Consider the following 20,924-nt stretch of genomic DNA (forward strand, 5'->3'; position numbering starts at 1 on the left):
CTTCTGAGCAAAAGCAAAACGGTCGCTTGATGTGCGAAGCGAGTCACACTGAGGAGCCCGGTGCGGGAATTCCGCACGCCGGGATCTGTACGGGGGCGGTCAGGTAACTGGCCGTCCTACCGTAATGGCGCACGCTCTTGCGCCATTTGATGGCTCTACAAACATTCGTTCAAGTAGCGCAGCGTGCTTCGAAGAGAGCTCGACCATTCCTCGAGTGCCTAGGTACCAAGCATTGAATTCCGGGTCTTGAATCAGAACCGGCTGGGGAAAGTACTGTCCGACCACAGGTCCGGGCGGAGTGGATACGTTCTTGTACTCAAATTCGTTGTCCCACTTCCCACCGGCAGGATTCCGAAGCCTGCCAGTCGACCGAAACCAGTAGCCGAGCCAGTACGTTGTGCCACTTTGGCTTGTACGCCTGACTTCAATGACATAGATCGTCCCGCTGCGAGAGGCACTCTCGGTTTCTCGCTCCTTTGAAGAGAAGGACCACGGAGTGACGCTGTAGGTCGCAAGCCGCCAAACGAGGGCTTTGCGCGTGCTGGCGTTGTGCTTTACGGCAAAGGAAGTGGGCATAGTTAATTCGGGTGCCTAACAGTTGATTAGACAGAAACCATAGATATGGTACTAGACCGATTCCTTATGTTCTGTGCTAGACAGATTCGGTCTATCCTGTCTAAGATTCGTGTGCACGCGCGGCGACTCTCCGTTTCTGAAGCGCCTTGGATCGCCTCCATCGTGTATGCACGATCCGAGACTAAGCCATGGGAAACAACCCGTCAACCTTTGAGGATAAGGTCCGTTCGTTTTGGCATCGATACGTACAAAGAGTCAATGAATCAGACGTGAAGCCGCCTTTCGACCGCTGGATGGTGAGGCGCGCGGAGGAGTACATCGCGGCCTTTCCAGATCGTAGGCTTGGTGTGCAGACCCCGGCGGATGTGGAGCGGTATCTGTCCGACCTGGGGAAGCGGACGGGGCTCAAGGATTGGCAGTTCCGCCAGAGCGTGGATGCTATACGGATTTTGTCCGACCTTGTCGGGGTGAGCTGGCTCGACGCTGTGGACTGGAATGCGTGGCGGGCCTCGGCGCGTCCTTTGGAGTGGGATCACCCGATTGTGGCTCGGGACTATGCCCCTGTGGGGGATGACGGTGGTAGTGCCCCAATCAGCAGGATGGGCTATGGCGGATCGCCGCCGGCAACGCCTGCCTAACCGGGCTTCCGAAAAACCTCTCGGGTAGCCATCCTGCGAATCAGGGCACTACGGCTACTCGAATCCGTACCGAAACTCCCCCGCCTCGACGCCGATTTCCACTCGTGCGATCGGCTTGCCCTCCATCATGCGCGTCAGGAGTTCCTCGCTGATCCTGGGAAGGACGGTGTTGGTCAGGATGGCGTCGATCATGCGACCGCCGCTCTCCAGCTCGGTGCAGCGTGAGGCGATAAGCTTGATGACCGCGTCGTCATAAGTAAATGGGACTTTGTGATTCTCTCGCACCCGTCTGGCAATCCGCCCCAACTGCAACCGCGCGATCGCACCGATCATCTCATCATTGAGCGGATAATAAGGAATCGTCACCAACCGCCCCAGCAGCGCTGGGGGAAAGACCTTTAATAATGGCTCGCGCAGCGCCTTGGCGATCCCCTCCGGATCGGGCATCAGATCCGGATCCGCGCACAGCCGGGTGATCAATTCGGTCCCGGCATTGGTGGTGAGCAGGATGAGTGTGTTCTTGAAGTCGATCACCCGCCCCTCGCCATCCTCCATCCAGCCCTTGTCGAAGACCTGGAAGAAGATTTCATGCACATCCGGGTGCGCCTTCTCGACCTCGTCCAATAGCACCACCGAATAGGGCCGCCGCCGCACCGCCTCGGTGAGTACGCCGCCCTCGCCATAGCCGACATAGCCGGGAGGCGCGCCTTTCAGCGTGGAGACGGTATGCGCCTCCTGGTATTCGCTCATGTTGATGGTGATGACGTTTTGCTCGCCGCCATAGAGCACCTCGGCGAGCGCGAGCGCGGTTTCGGTCTTACCGACGCCGGAGGTGCCGGCGAGCATAAAGACGCCAATCGGCTTATTAGGATTGTCGAGTTTGGCGCGCGAGGTCTGGATGCGCCGGGCGATCATGTCGAGCGCGTGACGCTGGCCGATGATGCGCTGTTCGAGCGTGTCGGCGAGCTTGAGGATGGATTCGACCTCGTTCTTGACCATGCGCCCGACCGGGATGCCGGTCCAGCTTTCGACCACGGCGGCGACCGCCTGGTGGTCGACGGTCGGCAGGATCAGCGGACGCTCGCCCTGCATGGCATGGAGCTGGCTTTGCAGATCCTTGAGTTCGGTGAGCCGCGCGACACGGTCGGCGTCGGTCAGTGAGGCCGGCGCGTCCGGCGTCGCCTCGACCGTGCCGCCCGCTCCGCGCAGTTGCGCGCGCAGGGCGAGGATTTTCTCCACCAGCGCCTTTTCCTGTTCCCAGCGCCCCTCGACCTCGGTCAACTGGGCCTGCTCCTGGGCCAGCTTTTCGTTCGCCGCCGCCTCGCGCTCGGCGGTCTCGATCCCGACCACGGTTTCGCGCCGGATGATGGCCAGCTCGTTCTCCAGCGCGGCGATGCGCTTGCGGCAGTCGTCGACCTCGGGCGGGACGGCGTGCTGGCTGATGGCGACACGGGCACAGGCGGTGTCGAGCAAGCTGACTGATTTGTCGGGGAGCTGGCGTGCCGGGATGTAGCGGTGCGAGAGCTTGACCGAGGCCTCCAGCGCCTCGTCGAGCACCTGGACCTTGTGATGCTGTTCCATGGTGCAGGCGACGCCGCGCATCATGAGGATGGCCTTCTCCTCGCTCGGCTCCTCGACCTGGACGACCTGGAAGCGGCGGGTCAGCGCCGGGTCTTTTTCGATGTGTTTCTTGTACTCGGCCCAGGTGGTGGCGGCGACGGTGCGCAGGGTGCCGCGCGCGAGCGCCGGTTTGAGCAGGTTGGCGGCGTCGCCGGTGCCGGCCGCACCGCCCGCGCCGACCAGGGTGTGGGCCTCGTCGATGAAGAGGATGATGGGTTTCTGGGACGCCTGGACCTCTTCGATGACCGAGCGCAGACGCTGCTCGAATTCGCCCTTCATGCTGGCGCCGGCCTGGAGCAGGCCGACATCCAGGGTGCGCAGCGTCACGTCCTTGAGCGGGGGTGGTACGTCGCCGGTGGCGATCTTGAAGGCAAAGCCCTCGACCACGGCGGTTTTGCCGACGCCGGCCTCGCCGGTGAGGATGGGGTTGTTCTGGCGCCGGCGCATGAGGATGTCGACGATCTGGCGGATCTCGGCGTCGCGCCCGACGATGGGGTCGAGCTTGCCGGTGCGCGCCAGTTCGGTGAGGTCGACGGTGAAACGTTTGAGGGCTTCCTGTTTGCCCATGGACGCCGGGGCGATGGCGTCGCTGGCCTCGCCGGGCGCGGCGCCGCCGCCGATCTGGGTGCCGTCCTGGGGGCCCATGGATTCCTCGGGCGAGCCGCCGACGATTTCGCCGAAGCGGTCGATCAGGGTTTCGATCTTGACCTTGTCGAATTCCTTGGAGATGGCGGGCAGGGCGTTGCGCAGCCCCGGCGTTTTGAGGATGCCGACGATCAGGTGACCGGTGCGGACCTTGGATTCCTTGAACATCAGCGAGCCATAGACCCAGCCGCGTTCGACCGCCTCCTCGACATGGGCCGAGAGGTCGGAGATCGAGGTGGAGCCGGCTGGAAGGCGGTCGAGCGATTCGGTGATGTCACGCGCGAGCCGCGAGGGTTCCAGGTTGAATTGCTTGATGATGCGGTGCAGGTCGGAGTCCGGGACTTGCAGGATCTGGTGGATCCAGTGCACCAGCTCGACGTAGGGATTGCCGCGTAGCTTGCAGAAGACGGTGGCGCTTTCGATGGCCTTGTAACCGAGCCGGTTGAGTTTGCCGAAAAGGGCGACGCGACTGATGTCTGGCATGCTGGGTTCTCCCTATGGTGATGGGTTTCGCTGCGCTCTACCCATCCTACGTGGCGGTTAATCGCAAGGGCTGAAGATGGGTTTCGCTTCGCTCTACCCATCCTACGCGGCGGTAAATCGCAATGGCTGAAGCTTGAGGTCCGCTGGGTCTTGCGCTGGCGTCTGGCTGGTCAGCCAGGTGGTCCAGCCGAGCTGGCCCTGTGTCCCGAGCTGGATCGGCGGCGTCTCCTCCTTGCGCAGGACGAGGTTGAGATCCCAGTCGAACTCGTCGCCCACATAGTTGCGGACGATGGCCACCAGCCGGGCCAGGCTTTCCCCGCCCGGCAGCAGGCGTCGATAGTCCAGGAGTCCGAGCGGGCCGAGCCGGAGGCGGAATTTGCATTGGCGGTCCCAGATGCGCGGTCCGACGATGGTGGTGAGGCCCAGACGCCCGGTCGCGGGCGAGGCGCCCAGGCTCCATTGGGAGTCGCGCGGCAGCTTGAGCCAGTGGCCGATGAATTCCTCGATGTCTGCCGGCAGCCCGAAGAAGTCCTGGATGATCGCGGCCAGACCCTCCGGATGCTTGGTCTGGGCGACCAGACGGCCGGCATAGTGGAGCTTCGCGAGATCCGGCATGGCATCGCGCCCGAGCAGCGAGGGCATCCCCAGGCCGAGGAGCGCGCCGAGATAGACGCCGAAGCGATCCGATTCGGGGCGGTCGAAACTGACCGTTGGGCGTGCGTTGGCCCAGGCGCGGTAGAAGAGCGTCAGCAGGCGGTGATGGAAGATGTCCGCGAAGCGGGTCAGGGTCTCGTCGCCGGCATGGCGCTCGCGCTCGCGCGCGTATTCGCTCAGATGCAGCGGCAGGGGTCCATTGGGGCCGAAGAGTCCGAGAAAATAGACCGACATCCGGGGCGGACGGCCGGGCTGGTCCGAGGTGACGCTGGCCAGCGTCGAGGGGGCGAAGCTGAGCGAGGGATCCTGGGCGAGTCGCACCGGCTCCTCGGTCGGACGCGAGGTCTGACCGATTCGGGGCTGGTCGCGGTAGGCGCATTCAAGCTGGCGTAGCGCCTGGAAGAAGCCGAAGCCGTGCGGGGCCTCCTCCAGCGCCCGCAGGAGCGTCAACTGGTGTGACGTTGTCCGATTCTCGCCGGCCACCGCATCACCTCTCCATCGTCAGGGGTCGTCACGATCGTTTCGGTAAAGGAATTGATCGACACGTATTTGGCGAAAAACTGTTCCAGTACCGCCCCGAGCAGAAAGACGCCACTGCCCTCGAAGGCGGCCGGGTCGAGGGTCAGTCGCACCTCCAGGCCACGGGCGAAGGTGACCCGGCCCCGATCGGCCTCGTTGGGGGCGCGTGGGAGTGGGCGGGTGATGGGCGTCGTGCGCACCGATCGCACGCCGTCCACCTGGCGGCGGGTGGCGGCATCGCTCAAGTCGCCGTAGAGCGCGAGCAGTTCGCGCAGCGCCGTGGCGCCCTGCTCGGCGTCCTGGTCGCAGAGCGACAGATAGTTGAGCGACAGATGACTGATAAGCCGCCAGGCGCCGTCGCCCTTGGGAAAGGAGGGGCGGGGTCGGGTCGGTCCGGCGACACAGCGCACCGACAGCACCGGGGCGCCGATCTCCAGGGTGAAATCCGTGCGGCCCTTGCCGAGTGGAAGCTGTAGCGGCAGGTCGCGATTGGTGCAGAGCGTGCCGACCGCCAGTTGGCGCAGGCTGTGACGATAGGGCGCCTCGTCGGCATCCACCAGGGCGAGGAAGACCTCGCCGCCGATATAGCTGGAACGTGGTCCGCGCAATTGTTGTCGCGTCGAGGGCAGGCGCGGGTCGCGATGGATCCTGTAATAGGCCCGGTGCGAACGCCCGCCGGCCAGGTCGTGCGAACTGTAGAAGGGCAGGAATTCCTGCTCCGCGTTCCCCTGGGCGCCGATGCCGACCACCTCCTGGACGCTGTGGACCTCGAAGTCCATCGGCCGGGTCCGGTCCGGGACCAGGTGATGTTCCTCGCGCTGCTCGGTCAGATGGATGCGGTCGGCGCGCTTGGGAAAGAGATTGATGGCCGGGACGCAGTGGAGCGCGAAGTAGGAGGCATCGAAGGCGTCTTCCTCGATGATGTCGCCCCGGTCGAGCAGGACGATGAGTTCAAGCTCGCTGCCGGCGCAGCGCCTGACCGACTCCGCGAGACCGCTGAATTCGATGAACAGGAAGCGCTCGGGAAAGGCGAAATACTCCTGAAGCAGCCGGTAGCCCTGGAAGGAGCGTGGACCATGAGGCAGCAGCGCCTCCTGGTCGTCGAAGCCGACGCGCCGGATGTGGGATGGATCGAGCCGGGTCTGCCAGGGTGTCGGCTGGTCCGCTGGTCGTACCACGAGCGCGAGCGCGTGTCCGAGCAACTGCTCGTACAACCGCATGCGCAACCCGTCGCCGCCGCGCAGAAAGATCCGCAGACGCTCCAGCGGCAGTTGCGCGAAGGTCAGGCCGGCGGGGACGCGCAGCCGGAAGCGCACCCCGCCCTTGACCCCCTTGAGACCCTTTACCCCGACCGCCAGGGCGGATGTCGTGGAGAGCGGCTTGGCCTCGATCAGCTCGATCGGCCAGAGCGTGACGTCCGCGGAGGTGCGGTACTCGCAGGAGGTGCGCTCGCCCTTGCCGAGGACGCTGCGCAGACTGCTTCCCCGAGGGATTTTGAAGCCCGCGCTGAGATCACCCTTGGTCGGATCGGGCTGAAACTGGACGACGGTCATCGAGGGCACGGGGGTCAGGTAATGCGGATAGACCGTCTCCAGCAGATGCTGGGTGAAGTGGGGGAACTCGGCGTCCAGCTTGAGCTGGACGCGCGCGGCGAGAAAGGCGAAGCCCTCCAGCAGGCGCTCGACGTAGGGGTCGGCGCACTCGATGCCGTCCATCCCGAGACGTCCGGCGATCTTGGGAAAGTCGCGGGCGAACTCGGCGCCCATCTCGCGGATGAACTGGAGTTCGCGGTTGTAATAGCGCAGAAAGTCCGGGTCCATGTCAGGCCCCGCGTCCGGACTGCTCGGTGATCCGCGCCTCGCCCAGGTCGAGATCCAGCTCGGTCTTGAGATAGATCCGCAGCGGCACCGGCTGCGCCCAGAGTTCGCCCTCGATATCGAAGGTGAGCGAGTTGTGACTCATGCGCTCGGGGTCCAGGCGCGCCTGTACCCGCACCGTCTGGCGCAGGAGGCGCGGTTCGAAGTCCCAGATCGCCTGGCGCACCGCGCGTTCGATGACGCCGATGTCGACGCCCGAGGAGGTGATTCCGGTGAGATCCGGGATACCGTAGTTCAGCACCGAGTGGGCGACCTGGGGATAGTCATCCAGGTTCTGGAGACTGTCGAGACGACCGGCGTTGAACAGCCAGGCCAGGTCGCGCAGCACGCTCTCGCGCAACTGGCGAATGGAGATGACACGTTTCTCGCGCGACTCCACGGACTTGTCCGGTTCATCGTCGGTGAGGCGGTCGAGCAGGGCTGGTTGCAGCCGCTCCTTCTGGGTCAGCTCAGCCACGGGGCGGATCCGCCTCGCCGGTCTCGGCTGGGTCCAGGTCGATCCGGCGCACATCCATGAGCGCGTAGTCGTCGCTGTCCGTGGTCAGCATGCGCTGCCCCAGGCCAAGATGGAGGCCGGGCGCGGGTTCCAGCCATTGCGTCTTGCGGGCCAGTCGAATCAGCGGATCCTGGTGCGATTCGGAGCCCGGATAGCGGGTCGGGATCAGGCCCACGGTTTCGCCGCCATTGGCCCAGGTGAAATGGGCAGGCATCCACACCAGGTCACGCAGATCCTCGGGTTTCTCCACCTGAATGGTCTGGATGCGGTGGAAGGGAATCCAGTAATAGTGCCCGTTGACGATGGCCTCCAGAATCGGCCCCAGCCGAGGATCCGTGTCCATCAGCCACTCGAAGGGATGATCATCGACGCGCCCGCCGGTCGCGGGCGCCGCGTCCAGGGCACGGCCGCGCAGTTCCGCCGCCTGGCCGTGTTCGCCGGCCGCCGTCATGGACAGGGCCTGAAGCATCAGGGCCAGCCATTGTTCGGGATCGCCGAACACCAGCGGCGAACGGTTGCCGGAGAACACCTTCGCGCGCAGCACCTCGCAACGCAGCGCCTCGCGATAGGTCTGGACCATGGGCAGGGTCGAGGCGTCCATTTCCCCGGCCACGCCGAGCTGGTTCAGGGCCCGCTCCCATTGACCGGTCACCGCCAGGAGTTGGAAGAGGAATACCCGCAGTCCGGGATTGGCCGGATCCTGGCGAATCCGGCTCTGAAGTTGGGTGAGCGCCTCCTGGAGATCGCCATCCCGCAGGTATTGTTCGGCATGCATCTGGGCGACTCTCCGCTATGGCTTGGCCTGATTCCCCGAGAAGGAGATCGCCCGTGAACCCGATGGGGCCGAGGGCGATCGATGTCGGCGGGTTAGCTGACGTCGCCCTTGTTCGCCTCGATATCCCACTTGAAGGTCTTGGCGGCCTGCTCCGCACCCTTGTCGTCCTGCTGGGTGTATTTGACCTCGCACTTGGCGAAGTTGAAGGTAACGTTCTCGGTGAGCCGATCCTCGCCGCCGCTGCCGCCGGTGCTGACCGAAGTCACCATCAGCTTTTCCATGGTGATGACCAGATATTGCAGGGCGTCCTCGCCGGCCTTGCCACCGGCCTTTCGGACGGTCAGGACAGCCTTGTCGATGTGTTCGCCGGTCGCGCAGTTCAACAAGAGCACTGGGCTGGCGATATCGACATATTTGGTGCACGACAGATCCTGTACGTTCACCTTTCCGGCGCCGCCACCGCCGCCGGTGTGGAAGGTGCCGGCGTTGCTCTCGCCCCAGCTCCAGGCCAGGACGTCGATTTTCTCTTCGAACCCGGCGATCTTGCTTTCGCCAGGGATTCCGTCGATGTCAAGCAGCATGTCAAAAGCCATGTCGTTCTCCTCAATAACTCGCCATGATCAGGGGGTGCGGTGGTTTCGATTCGGACCATGCGAAGCATGATCTGATCTTGATAACGCACCCATTGTGCCAATTGGATCGAACTGCTTAACCTGCTGTTTGGTAGGTGTTCTTTTTGGATCCTCGTGCTCGGTTGGTGACCTTGAACTGGTCCATCCTAGGCCGGTGGACCATTCTGAACCGCCTACAATCCTTTCTCCGTCGGCAGTTTGGAGACAAGCCGAAGCGACACGGTCAATCCCTCCAGTTGGTAATGCGGGCGCAGGAAAAACTGCGAGGTGTAATAGCCGGGATTCCCCTCGACCTCCTGCACCCGAACCTCGGCGGCCGCCAGTGGCTTGCGGGCCTTGCTTTCCTCGGAGGAGCGGGCAGGGTCACCATCGACATACTGACGAATCCACTTGTTCAGCCAGCGCTCCATGTCCTCCCGCTCCTTGAAGGAGCCGATCTTGTCGCGCACGATGCATTTGAGGTAATGCGCGAAACGACAGGTAGCGAACAGATAAGGTAGCCGCGCCGCCAGGTTGGCGTTCGCGGTCGCGTCGGGATCGTCGTACTCGAAGGGTTTTTGCAGCGATTGCGCGCCGATGAAGGCGGCGAAGTCCGAGTTCTTCTTATGGATGAGCGGCATGAATCCGCTCTTGGCGAGCTCGGCCTCGCGCCGGTCGCTGATGGCGATCTCGGTCGGGCACTTCATGTCGACACCGCCGTCGTCGGTCGGGAAGGTGTGGGTCGGCAGACCCTCGACGGCCCCACCGGATTCCACGCCCCGGATGCGCGAGCACCAGCCATAGAGCTTGAAGGATCGGTTGATATTGGTCGCCATGGCATAGGCCGAATTGGCCCAGGCGTATTTGTTGTGGTCCGCGCCCTCGGTGTCTTCCTCGAAATCGAACTCGTCGACTGGATTGGTCTTGGCGCCATAGGGCAGACGGGCGAGAAAGCGGGGCATGGCCAGACCCAGATAGCGCGCGTCATCGGATTCGCGCAGCGAGCGCCAGGCGGCGTATTCCGGGGTCTGAAAGATCTTGGTCAGGTCGCGTGGATTGGCCAGCTCGCGCCAGGAATCCATCTGCATGACGGACGGATCCACGCCCGCGATGAAAGGCGAGTGCATGGCGGCGCAGACCTTGGCGATCTCGCCCAGGAATTCCACATCGGGTGGGCTATGGTCGAAGTGGTAGTCGCCCACCAGGCAGCCGAATGGCTCGCCGCCGAACTGGCCGTATTCCTCCTCGTACATCTTCTTGAACAGCGGGCTTTGGTCCCAGGCCGTGCCCTTGAATTTCTTGAGGGTCTTGTGAACCTCCTTCTTCGAGATGTTCATGACCCGGATCTTGAGCATCTCATCGGTTTCGGTGTTGTTGACCAGATAGTGCAGCCCGCGCCAGGCCCCTTCGAGCTGCTGGAATTCGGCCTGGTGCAGGATGAGGTTGACCTGCTCGCTGAGCTTCTTGTCGATCTCGGCGATGATGGACTCGATGGTGCGAACGACGTCCGCCGAAACGACGACCGAGCTGGCCAGCGCCTGTTCGGCGAGCGTCTTGACCGCCTCGGTGACCGCCTCCTTGGCGCGATCGGACTTGGGGCGGAATTCCTTTTCGAGCAGCGAGCTGAAGTCGCCGGCCTCGAGACTGGCCTCGGTCGCCTGGGGTTGCGCCTGGGTTTCTGTTTCAGCCATGTCCTAGCCCTCCGTTCCTGCGTCGGCGGTGGTCTCGCCTTGTGGCTTGGGCGCCGAGGCGAGTGCCTGGAGCAGGGCGGGATCCTGCAGGGCCTTGGCGATCAGTTCCTCGGCGCCGGACTTGCCGTCCATGTAGCTCATCAGATTGGAGAGTTGCTCGCGCGCCTCAAGCAGCTTGGCGAGCGCGCCGACCTTGCGCGCGATCGCGGCGGGAGAGAAGTCGTCCATGCTCTCGAAGGTGATGTCGACGTTCAGGTTTCCCTCGCCGGTCAGGGTGTTGGGTACCTGGAAGGCGACGCGGGGCTTCATGGCCTTGAGGCGATCGTCGAAGTTGTCGACATCGATTTCAAGGAACTTGCGGTCGGCGACCGCGGGCAAGGGGTCGGCTGGCTTGCCGGACAGATCCGACATGACGCCCATCACGAAGGGGAGCTGGATCTTCTTCTCGGCGCCATAGAGTTCGACGTCGTATTCGATCTGAACCCTTGGCGCACGATTCCTGGCGATGAACTTCTGGCTGCTTTCCGCCACGGGAAACCTCCTGGATGGCTGAGTCTGAGTGGGCTTATTGGTTCGGCTCGGATCCGCGAAGCCGCTGAGCCTGGGGCAGGCCATCCGGGGCCAGATCCTCGAGAATCTCCAGAAAGTCCTTGGGCACGAGCCGCTTGGCGCGCTGGAGTAACAACGGAATGGGGCTGGATGGTTCCTGACGTCGGTAGTAGTCGCACAGGAGATCGAGTGCGCGAACGACGTCGTCGCGGTTGTTGATGGCGCTCAAGTCGCCTGGGGAGACAGCGGACGCGAAGTCCTGGGTCGCCGCCGTGGCTTGGTCCCCGAGTGCATCCTCGGATTCCAGGGGGATCCCGGTCCGTTTCACGAGCGGAGGGCCGATCGCTTTGCGGGCCGTCCTGACGAGCTCGATCAGCCGGCCGAGATCGGGTGCCTGGGTGGCCCCGAGGCGCTCCATGAGCAAGGTATCGATCGCGGTGATGAGCTTGAGGGACTGATCGATGGCCTCGGCGGTGGCCCGCAGGTCTTCCAGGGCGACCTCCTGGAACGCGGCCTCGATCAGGTTCGCGTCGGGTATCGGGCTCTCCGGCGGCACGGGCAGCTCATTGGCGGCGATTTGCAGGTCGCGCAGACTGAAGATGCCAAGCGCGCGGGAGCTGACCAGGGGGGCGTTACGCAGGGCGTCGAGCATGGTGCTCGGGTCGCTGAGTGAGAAGATGGCATTGATGCGCAGGGTGGGATCCATGTCCTCGTCCGGATCCAGACGGGGGTGGAGCTCTTGCCAGTAGCGCCCGAGCAGGCCCTCGATCAGGGCGAGGCCATCACGGACGCCGCTCCATCCCTGGGTGCGAACGAGAGCCCGCGTCAGGAGGGCGGCGATCCGCAGATCCTTGGTTCGTCCGAGCAATCCGATCGCCAGGCGCTGGACCTCCGGCCATTCCGGATCCTCGGCCGGGACGATGGTGCTGCCGAACTGCTGCTCGGGTTTCCCCTGGGCGGCGCGTTCGAGCGCGCCGAAATCCGGGTCGTATTCCAGATCGTCCCCACAGGGGGCGTCGGGCGAGACCTCGCGAAGCAAGTCTTGAATGTCGATCACAGCCATCGCTCTGAATCCATCGTCGGTTGGGCTGTCGCGGGCGGATCCCGAGGTGTGGCGATAGCCGGTTCGATCAGGTCTCGGGCCGGTTTCGCCGGGGATGCCGGCTGTCTTTTTATATCCTATCGTGAAGGTCGTCTATCTTGGGTCCGATGTCAATGGGGTCGATTCCCGATCCATTGGTCAGCCACGTCTTCATCCGGAGATCGGTCCGAACTGACCCGACCGGACCAGAATGACCCGTCCACCGGGTTGTCTGGCAGGCGCCGGTGATGGACGGATCTTTGGCCAATGAAGGCTTCGGGAAGATGGCCGCTATTTTGCATTAGCCAATATGACTCGCTTGGGAGTTGGCGATCGCGGCATCTTTTAGGGCTGGCCGCGGAGATGTGGAGCCGGCAGGGGTTCAATTCGCTTCAAGCGTTCGAGGCCAACGCGGACTTCCGCTGTACCGAGAGCAACATGCGATGCACTTGATTCCGGATTGTCTTCTCTGTTTGTTGTGCGTCTCCGCGGTTTTTTTGGTAAATAGGATCATCAACCCAGTCGACGACGTCCCTTCTGCGACGGCGCGCGACGCACTGGCCAAGGACCACGCACCATGTCATCTGGAGCGCGATACACTCAAGACGCCAGACTGATTGGGGTGACTACCCCGCTCGGCAAGGATGTGCTCTTGCTTCGGGAGGCGACGGTCAATGAGCGGCTGAGCATGCTTTTCGAGATCGAACTCGATCTCCTGAGCGAGGACGACCGGATCCCGGCGGCGAGCCTGCTCGGTCAGCCGGCGACGGTTCGGCTTGAGATCCATGATCAGAATCAGCGGTTCTTCAACGGCTATGTGAGCCGTTTCTCGCACGTCGGCTTCGAGGGGCGGCTGGCGGTGTATCGGGCGACCCTGGTGCCCTGGCTCTGGCTGCTGACCCGCGTCTCGGATTGCCGCATCTTTCAGGGAATGAGCGTGCCGGATATCGTCGCGCAGGTCTTTCGCGACGCGGGTTTCAGTGATTTCGAGACCCGTCTGAGCGGCGCTTACCGGGTCTGGGAGTATTGCGTCCAGTACCGCGAGACACACTTCAATTTCGTCACCCGTCTCATGGAGCACGAGGGAATCTACTGGTATTTCACCCACGAGGACGGTCGGCACAACCTCGTCATGGCCGATGATTATGGCTCCCATCGGGCGGTCCCCGGATATGCCGAGATTCCCTACCACGCCGCCGATCCGACTGGGGCGCGCCATCAGGATTTTATCTTCAACTGGTCGCGGTCATCGGTGATCCGCTCCGGGGCCTTCGCGCATGACGCCTTCGACTTCAGGAAGCCCGAGGCCGAGCTGCGCTCATCCGCCGTCCTGACGCGCCCGCACGCGCACGCGGCATATGAGATTTTCGACTACCCAGGTGAGTACGAGGCGATGGGCGAAGGCGAACGTTACGCCAGCATTCGCATGGAAGAGTTGCAGGCGGACCACGAGATCGTCAGGGGAGACAGCTCGGCACGCGGTCTCGCCGCCGGACATCTCTTCACGCTCACCGACTGTCCGCGCGCCGATCAGAATCGCGAGTATCTCCTGATCTCCGTGTCGCACCGGATGCGCTCGGACGAATTCCAGACGACGGAGTCCCTGGGAGGGAGCGCCTTCTATCAATGCGGCTTCAGCGCGATGGACGCCCGTGAGCCTTTCCGGCCGGCGCGGGTGACGCCCCGGCCCATCGTCCGGGGTCCGCAGACGGCGATCGTGGTCGGCCCAGCCGGCGAGGAGATCTGGACCGACGAATACGGTCGGGTGAAGGTGCAGTTCCATTGGGATCGCTATGGCGAAATGGACGACAACAGCTCCTGCTGGATCCGCGTCTCCCAGCTCTGGGCCGGACAGCAATGGGGCGCGATGCATCTGCCCCGGATCGGCCAGGAGGTCATCGTCGATTTCCTTGAGGGCGATCCCGATCAGCCGATCATCACGGGTCGGGTCTACAACGGAGACTTGATGCCCCCCTACGCCCTGCCGGCCAATCAGACCCAGAGCGGGGTCAAGAGCCGCAGCACCAGGGATGGTGGGCCAGAGAATTTCAACGAGATCCGTTTCGAGGACAAGAAGGGGCAGGAAGAGGTCTATGTCCATGCCGAGCGCGATCTGAATACCCTTGTCGAGGTCAACGAAAGCCGCGACATCGGAGACAGCCGCACGACCCTGATCCAGAACGACGAGACGCTGAGGATCAAGGCGGGCGACCGCTCCGAGACCCTGGAGCAGGGGAGCGATACCCTGCGGGTGTCGCTCGGGGACATCACCATCGAGGCACCGGCCGGAACCTACAGCGTCTCGGCCATGGATGTGGCGATCACGGGAACCACCTCGGTGAAGATCGTCTGCGGGGGCAGCTCGATCGAGATGACACCGGCCTCCATCACCATTTCCTCGCCGACGATCGAGATCAGCGCAAGCGCGTTGGCGACGGTCAAGGGCGGCATGGTCAAGATCAATTGCTAGGGATGCGACGCCGCGAGCCTCCCATCGGCATCGAGTAACGGCTGGACGGCCGGGCCGATGTCGCGCAACGATGAGACGATCATCCTCCCGCGTGGCCGCGCCAGGTTCGACCCGCTCGACCGGCCTCGACTCGAATATCTCGACCCCCAGGGCCTTGCGCGTCAGGTTTCTGTCAGCGAGGCGATGCTCGTCGGTCGGGGCGAGGACTGCGGTCTGCGCCTCCATCACGAGCTGGTCAGCCGGCGGCATTTCGCCATCTACCCCGAGGCCGGTCGCTGGTGGGTGCGCGACCTGGGGAGCCGCAACGGAACACTGATCAACGGTCGGCCGATCGACCGCCTGCCGCTGGAGGGTGTGACGACCCTGCAACTGGGCTCGGATGGACCGCGGATCCGGGTAACGCTTCCAGAGCGCGTCCCCGAGGCGCCCGCGTCCACCTCGGCCGAGCCGCTTTTCCGCCACTATTTCGCGGATGATCGGCCGGGCGCCATGGGCGAGCACACCCGCTTCATCCGTCGCTTTCTCCATGACGAGAAACGCCGCCAGCGCCGGCTCTATCTGGGCCTGATCGGCGTCGTCCTCGTTCTGCTGGCGGCCGTTGGCGGCTTTGCGCTTTTCCAGCACCAGCAATTGGTCGAGACCACGCGGCTGGCCAACGACATCTTCTACGACATGAAGGAACTGGAGCTTCAGATCGCCAATCTGGAGGCCGGGATCGCGGCCGATGCCTCGGCCGGGCTGAAGGCGCAGGTGGCCGAATCCAAACGGCGCCTCCTGGCCATGCGCGAGCGCTACGAGACCTTCGTCGAGCAGGTCCAGGCCGCGCGGCCGATTCCGCTGAATACGGAGGACAAGCTGATCCTGCATGTCGCCCGGCTCTTCGGCGAGACGGAGCTGGACGTTCCGAAGGATTTCGCCGGGGAGGTGAAGGTGTACATCCGCAAATGGCAGTCCTCGCCCAGGCTGGTTCGCGCCATTCGCCGACTCAACGAGAATCGCTATGCCCCCATGATCGCGCGCGCCCTGAGCGAACAGGGGTTGCCGCCGCAATTCATGTATGTCGCCCTGCAGGAGACCAATTTCCAGCCAAGGGCGGTCGGGCCGCCGACGCGCTACGGTCGCGCCAAGGGCATGTGGCAGTTCATTCCCGCGACCGCCAAGCGCTATGGGTTGCAGCCGGGACCGCTTCAGCACAGCGGCGACTACGATCCCGAGGATGAACGCCACGACGTCGCCAGGGCCACCCAGGCGGCGGCGAGATATCTGCGGGACATCTACCGTACCGACGCCCAAGCGTCGGGTCTGCTGGTGATGGCCTCCTACAACTGGGGCGAGGGCAACATCATCAAGCGTCTGCGCCAGATGCCCGAGAACCCGCGCGAGCGCAATTTCTGGCGATTGCTGCGTGACCACAAAATTCCCAAAGAGACCTACGACTACGTCTTCTACATCGTCGCGGCGACCGTCATTTGCGAGAATCCCGCGCTCTTTGGATTCGATTTCGCCAATCCCCTGGCGTCGGGATGAGCGCCTGGTTCGGGTGGCGGCGCCTGGTCTGGCTCGTCGCCATGCTGGCGGGGATCGCTGGATGCGCGACGCCATCCGGCCAGGGCGACCCAAGCGTCGCGCTCGCGGCGGCGCATGGGATGGAGTCCCGACTGGTCCCCGGCGCGGGGTTCCGGCATCGTGTCCTCGTCCAGGGAAGGCTGGAGTCGGCCGCCCGGATCCATGTCTATCTGGAAGGCGATGGCCTTCCCTGGATCAGCCGTCACCGCATCGCCTCCGACCCTACGCCGCGTAATCCGCTCGCCTTGCGGCTCATGGCCGCGGATCCTAATCCGGCCATCCATGTCGGCCGCCCCTGTTATCACGGACTCGCCGGGGACGCGGGCTGTTCGCCATGGCTCTGGACCCATGGTCGTTATGGGGATGAGGTCGTCGAGAGCCTGGCGCGGGCCATTGATGGGATCCTGCCGCCGGGCGATGATCGGCGCGTCACGCTGATCGGCTATAGCGGGGGCGGCGCGCTCGCCGTTCTGCTCGCGCCGCGTCTGCGGGGGGTGACGGAGGTGGTGACCATCGCCGCCAATCTGGACATCGATGCCTGGACCGATCATCAGGGCTACAGTCGCCTGAGCGGCTCGCTCAATCCGGCCGATCAGGCGCCGCTCGACCCGGGCATCCGGCAGCTTCATCTGGTGGGGGCGAGGGATGGGCAGGTGCCTCCCGGCTCGATCGCGCGCTTCCTGGCCCGCAACCCCCACGCGACCGTCGAGGTGTTTCAGGGATTCGATCACCGCTGCTGCTGGATCGAGCGCTGGCCGAGCCTGCTCGGCCAGCGCTTGCCCCCAGGGTCAGGCCCTGGGCGCGTCTCCCGCTAGAATTCCCACCGAAGGCCCACGTCGACCATGTGGTCCGTCCAATCCCGCTTGTCGATCAGGGTGCTGTAGTTGAGGAAGGACGAGAGGCCATGCGGGAACACCGCCGAGAGCCCCAGTCCGAGTCGGAAGTAATCCCGATCGGGCTCGTCCGTATCGATGGTGAAGCGGGTTCCGCTCGGATCGGCCGCGAAGCGGGCATTGATGGTCGAGGCGTCGTTGTCGTACTCGTGCTCCCATTCGATTTTGGCCTGCGGAATAAGTACGGCCCTTTCGGTATTGAAGACCCGCGAGATCCGCGTGCCCAGGGTGGTCGTTACCGAGGTGGCGTCGAAGCCGTCCATCTCCAGATTGAGGCCGCCCGCGTTGCGCTCCCGGTAGCTGTCGACATCGACGTTCAGATAGCCGACCTTGCCGTAGACGCCATAGGCGACGGGGCCTTCGTTGATGTCATAGCCCGCGCCCAGGCTGGCGCCGAACTGCGAACCGTTGAAGTCGGCCTCGGCCTGCCGTCCGACGGCGTCGAGCGTCGAGCTGATCCGATAGTCGATGTTGCGCTTGGAGCCATAGTCGTTCCAGCCGTACTCGAGGATGGCGTCGAGATAGAGTCGCTCGGTCAGATAGCTGGTCGCATAGGCCGCCAGATGCCAGGTCTCGGTGTCGAGTCCGCCATCCTCGGAGTCGAAGTCGAGGTCGTGGGTCGCGTAGCCAAAGGCGCCGCCCGCGATGAAGTTCTCGCTGAAACGGTAATCCGCGCCGCCGGTGATGGCGGTCGAGTCGTACTCGAATCCGGTCTCGTTATTCGTCTTTTCACGCTCGCCGAAATTCAGGGTGCCGGTCAGGAAGAAGCCCCATTTCCCGAATGTCTCGTCGGCGCTCGCGCCACCGCCGCTGGCGGCCAGGGCGGCCAACTGGCTACCCGAGAAGGTCTCGCCATCGACATTGACGGCGAGCGATCCGAAGTCGATGCCCCTGGCGCCCGCCCTCAGTGCCGCCAGGCGCGAGCCGATGTTGGCCAGTTGCTGGGTGCCGGTCTCGATCCCGGCGCCGCGCGCGGCGTTGGCCTTCTCGTTGGTGATCTGCTCCAGGGTCTCGGGGATGCCGGCCGCGCGCGGATTGTTCAGCATGTTGGTGCACTGGGTCAGCAGGTCTTCCTGGTCGGCCGTGCGTCGAGGCATCGATGCCAGACGGGGACAGACGCTTTCCACCGCGCGGGCGACGCTGCGTTGGTTGGGCGTCAGGCCCGGCAGGGTCGAGAGGGCGTTGGAGGCGGTCACGTTGGCCTGGACCCGGATGGCGACCGAGGTTCCGGCCGCGTCCGTGATCAGGATCTGGTTGACGAACCTCAGGTCGGATTGGGTGCTCGCCGGGATATCGACCCGATACTGGGCCGTGCCGGCGCTGCTCAGCCGCGCCGGCTCGACACGTCCGACCACGCCGCCCGAGACGCCGGCCACGCTCAGGGCATAGGGCGGAAGGCCGCCGCTGACCGCGAAGCTTTCGGTGATCTCGTTGGACAGGTCGACCTGCGAGGTCGCTTCAAGCGTGATGTCGGCCGGACTGGCCGACAGAGCGGGGCCGGCGGGCGCGGCCACGCTGAAGCTCACCGTCGCCGTCAGGCTTTGTTGGATCGATGGATCCCCGCTGTCCATGACCTTGATGGTGGCCGTCGTTGTTCCTGGTGTCGCGTCGCTCGGGATGTCATAGCGGAAGGTCGCGGAGCCCGCGCCGACCGAGACCGTCGCCCCGCTGGGGCCGGAGACCAGCTCCGCCGCGTAGGGTGGCAGTCCGCCAGCCAGGCTGAAGGTCGCCTCGACGGTCTCGCCGCGCTGGCGCTCGCCGAGATCCTGAGCGAGCGGGCTTACCACCAGGCTGTCGGCCAGGATGTTGACGCTGATCGAGAGACTGGCCGAGTTGCCGCCGCAGGCGTCGCCATCGCTGGCGCCGTTGAAGCTGATGGTGTCGGTGTAGCTGGAGGTGACACCGGCCGGGATTCTATAGCTCAGGACGCCGTCGGAGTAGCCGACCTGGGCGTTGTTCGCGCTCACCGGGGCCTGGTAGGGCGTCGCGCCGCCCGATAAGCGGACGGCGACCGTCCCGAGGCTGCCGGGCGCCCCACTGATGGAGGCCGAGGCTGGACTCAGTTCGAGCGGGTCGAGAACGGTGACATCTATTGTTGTCGGTTTGGAAAAATCGAGGTTGGAGGTGCTGACGGCCTCGGAATAGTGCACGGTCAGCTCGTCCGCCAGGCGCGCGCAATGCCGGGCATCGGTCGGAACCTGATAATCGATGCTATCACCGGTTCGCATCAACTCCTTGGTCCTGGATAAGGCCCCATTGTTCTCGGTCCATTCCGCGTAGCGCAACAGTTCCGATTGTTCCGGGGTGATGGCGATCGTCAGGCTTGAACCGGGCGTCAGCTCGACGTTGGGTGAATCGGGATCGAAACTTGGCTCGGCCTGGAGTGTTGGCGCGGACAGGCCCAGGATCAGCGCGCCGATCGCGAGCCGGTGGCCATGGGTTCGCGCTGGCCGCATGGATCGATTGGATACAGCCTCTATCATTTGAATGCCCCCATTGATCTTCGTGACACTTTTACAACAAAACCTGATCGGCGACCTCTTGCCGTAGTCTTTATGTCCTGATTAAGCTAATGAAAAATAATTGGTTTATGATGTCTTTTGCACATTAGTTCGCGAGTGTGCGGATGCCACGCTAGTTAGTCTAGACCATTTGGCGCGGATGTCCGGATAGGCGCGTGGCCAGGCCGGCACGTCTCTGGCGTGGGGACGCGGGTCATCGGGAAACCCTATTGAAGTCGCCCGCCCGCAGGGAGGCTTGACCGTCGCGGATCCCCTGGGGCGGGCTGGACGCTTGTCCCCAATCGATGTGCGCACGGTTGTGGATAAGCTGTGTCATGGCGCGGTAACAATTTATCCAGGAAAGGGAATTCTTCCACCGGTCGCTTTTTGATCACCCTGGACGGTTCACGGCAGCCTTCGGAGCGGCAAGACATGATTCAACGTTTGACAATCACCCAACTGGTCGAGAACGCGGCGGGCGGTCCTGGTCTGCTCGGCGAGCATGGCGCCGCCTTCTTCATCGAGGCGGACGACAAGTGCCTGCTCTTCGATACCGGCCAGGGGCTCGCGCTGCGTCACAACGTCGAGCGTCTGGGCGTCGCGCTCGATCGGGTCGAGGCCATCGTGCTCAGTCATGGTCATTACGATCACACGGGCGGGTTGTCGGCGGCGCTCGATCTAACCGGAGCGGTCGACCTCTATCTGCATCCCGAGGCCCTGAGGCCCAAGTTCAATCGCGTGGGGCGCGCGATCGGCGCCCCCACCGAGGATCCGGAGACCCTGCGTCCGCGCCTGCGTCGCCTGCTCATGTCCCGCGAGCCAACGCTCATCGCTCCGGGGATCCTGCTGACCGGCGAGATCCCGCGCACGCACGCCATTGAGGACAGCGGCGGTCCCTTCTATCGGGATGCCCAGGGCACCCAGCTCGATTCGCTCGCGGACGACCAGGCGCTCGCGATCGACACCCCCGAGGGACTGGTGGTGGTGCTCGGCTGCGGGCATTCCGGCGTGGTGAACACACTGGATTGGATCCAGCACCAGATCCCCGGTCGGCCCATCCACGCGGTGCTCGGCGGTATGCACCTGCTGGGCGCCGATGCCGCGCGACTGGAGTTCATCGCCCAGGCCTTCGAACGGCTTGGGATCGCCTATCTGGCGCCGAATCACTGCACCGGGCTCGCCGGTGTCTGTCTGTTCCGTCAGCGGTTTCCAGCCCGGTTCCAGGAGTCGCCCGCCGGAACCCGACACCGCTTCGGTTCTGCCCGTTCCGATTGAGGAG

The 20,924-nt window shown here is 64.1% G+C and carries 14 protein-coding genes; 4 read left to right on the top strand and 10 right to left on the bottom strand.

Annotated elements, in window-relative coordinates; all coding sequences use genetic code 11:
* Positions 1–1,268 precede the first annotated feature (1,268 nt).
* The 9 genes from tssH to tssA all read right to left on the bottom strand — a co-directional run bounded on the left by tssH (position 1,269) and on the right by tssA (position 12,197).
* Complete coding sequence (gene tssH, locus CKO27_RS12550; protein ID WP_200375241.1) at positions 1,269–3,962, bottom strand: type VI secretion system ATPase TssH; 2,694 nt, start codon at positions 3,960–3,962, stop codon at positions 1,269–1,271.
* 102 nt (positions 3,963–4,064) lie between these two features.
* On the bottom strand, positions 4,065–5,099 hold the full coding sequence (tssG, locus tag CKO27_RS12555; protein WP_200375242.1) for a type VI secretion system baseplate subunit TssG: 1,035 nt from the start codon (positions 5,097–5,099) through the stop codon (positions 4,065–4,067).
* Complete coding sequence (gene tssF, locus CKO27_RS12560; RefSeq protein ID WP_200375243.1) at positions 5,063–6,955, bottom strand: type VI secretion system baseplate subunit TssF; 1,893 nt, start codon at positions 6,953–6,955, stop codon at positions 5,063–5,065. The genes tssG and tssF overlap by 37 nt, the downstream gene beginning before the upstream one ends.
* Before the next feature lies 1 nt (position 6,956).
* Positions 6,957–7,469 carry a type VI secretion system baseplate subunit TssE gene (gene tssE / locus CKO27_RS12565; protein WP_338116013.1) on the bottom strand — a complete coding sequence of 171 codons (513 nt, stop codon included), beginning with the start codon at positions 7,467–7,469 and terminating at the stop codon, positions 6,957–6,959.
* Positions 7,462–8,283, bottom strand: a complete 822-nt coding sequence (locus CKO27_RS12570) for a type VI secretion system accessory protein TagJ (protein WP_200375245.1) — start codon at positions 8,281–8,283, stop codon at positions 7,462–7,464. Before CKO27_RS12570 ends, tssE begins: the two co-directional genes overlap by 8 nt.
* 92 nt (positions 8,284–8,375) lie before the next feature.
* On the bottom strand, positions 8,376–8,876 hold the full coding sequence (locus tag CKO27_RS12575; RefSeq protein WP_200375246.1) for an Hcp family type VI secretion system effector: 501 nt from the start codon (positions 8,874–8,876) through the stop codon (positions 8,376–8,378).
* Positions 8,877–9,088: 212 nt separating this feature from the next.
* Positions 9,089–10,585, bottom strand: coding sequence for a type VI secretion system contractile sheath large subunit (gene tssC, locus CKO27_RS12580; protein WP_200375247.1), 1,497 nt, complete (start codon positions 10,583–10,585; stop codon positions 9,089–9,091).
* Between the two features lie 3 nt (positions 10,586–10,588).
* Positions 10,589–11,116, bottom strand: coding sequence for a type VI secretion system contractile sheath small subunit (tssB, locus tag CKO27_RS12585; RefSeq protein ID WP_200375248.1), 528 nt, complete (start codon positions 11,114–11,116; stop codon positions 10,589–10,591).
* 34 nt (positions 11,117–11,150) lie between these two features.
* Positions 11,151–12,197: a type VI secretion system protein TssA gene (gene tssA / locus CKO27_RS12590; protein ID WP_207280791.1), complete on the bottom strand. Its 1,047-nt coding sequence runs from the start codon at positions 12,195–12,197 to the stop codon at positions 11,151–11,153.
* 640 nt (positions 12,198–12,837) lie between these two features.
* On the opposite strand from tssA, the gene CKO27_RS12595 reads away from it, so the two are divergent.
* From CKO27_RS12595 to CKO27_RS12605, 3 genes are read left to right on the top strand one after another with little or no spacing between them, the layout of a single operon-like run.
* Positions 12,838–14,685 carry a type VI secretion system Vgr family protein gene (locus tag CKO27_RS12595; RefSeq protein WP_338116015.1) on the top strand — a complete coding sequence of 616 codons (1,848 nt, stop codon included), beginning with the start codon at positions 12,838–12,840 and terminating at the stop codon, positions 14,683–14,685.
* Positions 14,686–14,742: 57 nt separating this feature from the next.
* Entirely contained in the window at positions 14,743–16,212 is a 1,470-nt protein-coding gene (locus CKO27_RS12600) for a transglycosylase SLT domain-containing protein (RefSeq protein ID WP_200375250.1), read from the top strand.
* On the top strand, positions 16,209–17,066 hold the full coding sequence (locus tag CKO27_RS12605; protein WP_200375251.1) for an alpha/beta fold hydrolase: 858 nt from the start codon (positions 16,209–16,211) through the stop codon (positions 17,064–17,066). Before CKO27_RS12600 ends, CKO27_RS12605 begins: the two co-directional genes overlap by 4 nt.
* Here CKO27_RS12605 and CKO27_RS12610 read toward each other — a convergent pair.
* Positions 17,063–19,600 carry an autotransporter family protein gene (locus CKO27_RS12610; RefSeq protein WP_200375252.1) on the bottom strand — a complete coding sequence of 846 codons (2,538 nt, stop codon included), beginning with the start codon at positions 19,598–19,600 and terminating at the stop codon, positions 17,063–17,065. The two genes, CKO27_RS12605 and CKO27_RS12610, sit on opposite strands and share 4 nt — an antisense overlap.
* Before the next feature lie 477 nt (positions 19,601–20,077).
* On the opposite strand from CKO27_RS12610, the gene CKO27_RS12615 reads away from it, so the two are divergent.
* Complete coding sequence (locus CKO27_RS12615; protein WP_200375253.1) at positions 20,078–20,920, top strand: MBL fold metallo-hydrolase; 843 nt, start codon at positions 20,078–20,080, stop codon at positions 20,918–20,920.
* Positions 20,921–20,924 lie beyond the last annotated feature (4 nt).

It is taken from the genome of Thiocystis violacea, from assembly GCF_016583575.1.
Lineage (GTDB): Bacteria > Pseudomonadota > Gammaproteobacteria > Chromatiales > Chromatiaceae > Thiocystis > Thiocystis violacea.

Bases quoted from the DNA above. Each gene is read 5' to 3' on its own strand.
- tssH (WP_200375241.1), bottom strand. From the start codon at position 3,962: ATGCCAGACATCAGTCGCGTCGCCCTTTTCGGCAAACTCAACCGGCTC.
- tssF (WP_200375243.1), bottom strand. From the start codon at position 6,955: ATGGACCCGGACTTTCTGCGCTATTACAACCGCGAACTCCAGTTCATC.
- CKO27_RS12570 (WP_200375245.1), bottom strand. From the start codon at position 8,283: ATGCATGCCGAACAATACCTGCGGGATGGCGATCTCCAGGAGGCGCTC.
- CKO27_RS12575 (WP_200375246.1), bottom strand. From the start codon at position 8,876: ATGGCTTTTGACATGCTGCTTGACATCGACGGAATCCCTGGCGAAAGC.
- tssC (WP_200375247.1), bottom strand. From the start codon at position 10,585: ATGGCTGAAACAGAAACCCAGGCGCAACCCCAGGCGACCGAGGCCAGT.
- tssA (WP_207280791.1), bottom strand. From the start codon at position 12,197: ATGGCTGTGATCGACATTCAAGACTTGCTTCGCGAGGTCTCGCCCGAC.
- CKO27_RS12600 (WP_200375250.1), top strand. From the start codon at position 14,743: ATGTCGCGCAACGATGAGACGATCATCCTCCCGCGTGGCCGCGCCAGG.
- CKO27_RS12605 (WP_200375251.1), top strand. From the start codon at position 16,209: ATGAGCGCCTGGTTCGGGTGGCGGCGCCTGGTCTGGCTCGTCGCCATG.
- CKO27_RS12610 (WP_200375252.1), bottom strand. From the start codon at position 19,600: ATGCGGCCAGCGCGAACCCATGGCCACCGGCTCGCGATCGGCGCGCTG.
- CKO27_RS12615 (WP_200375253.1), top strand. From the start codon at position 20,078: ATGATTCAACGTTTGACAATCACCCAACTGGTCGAGAACGCGGCGGGC.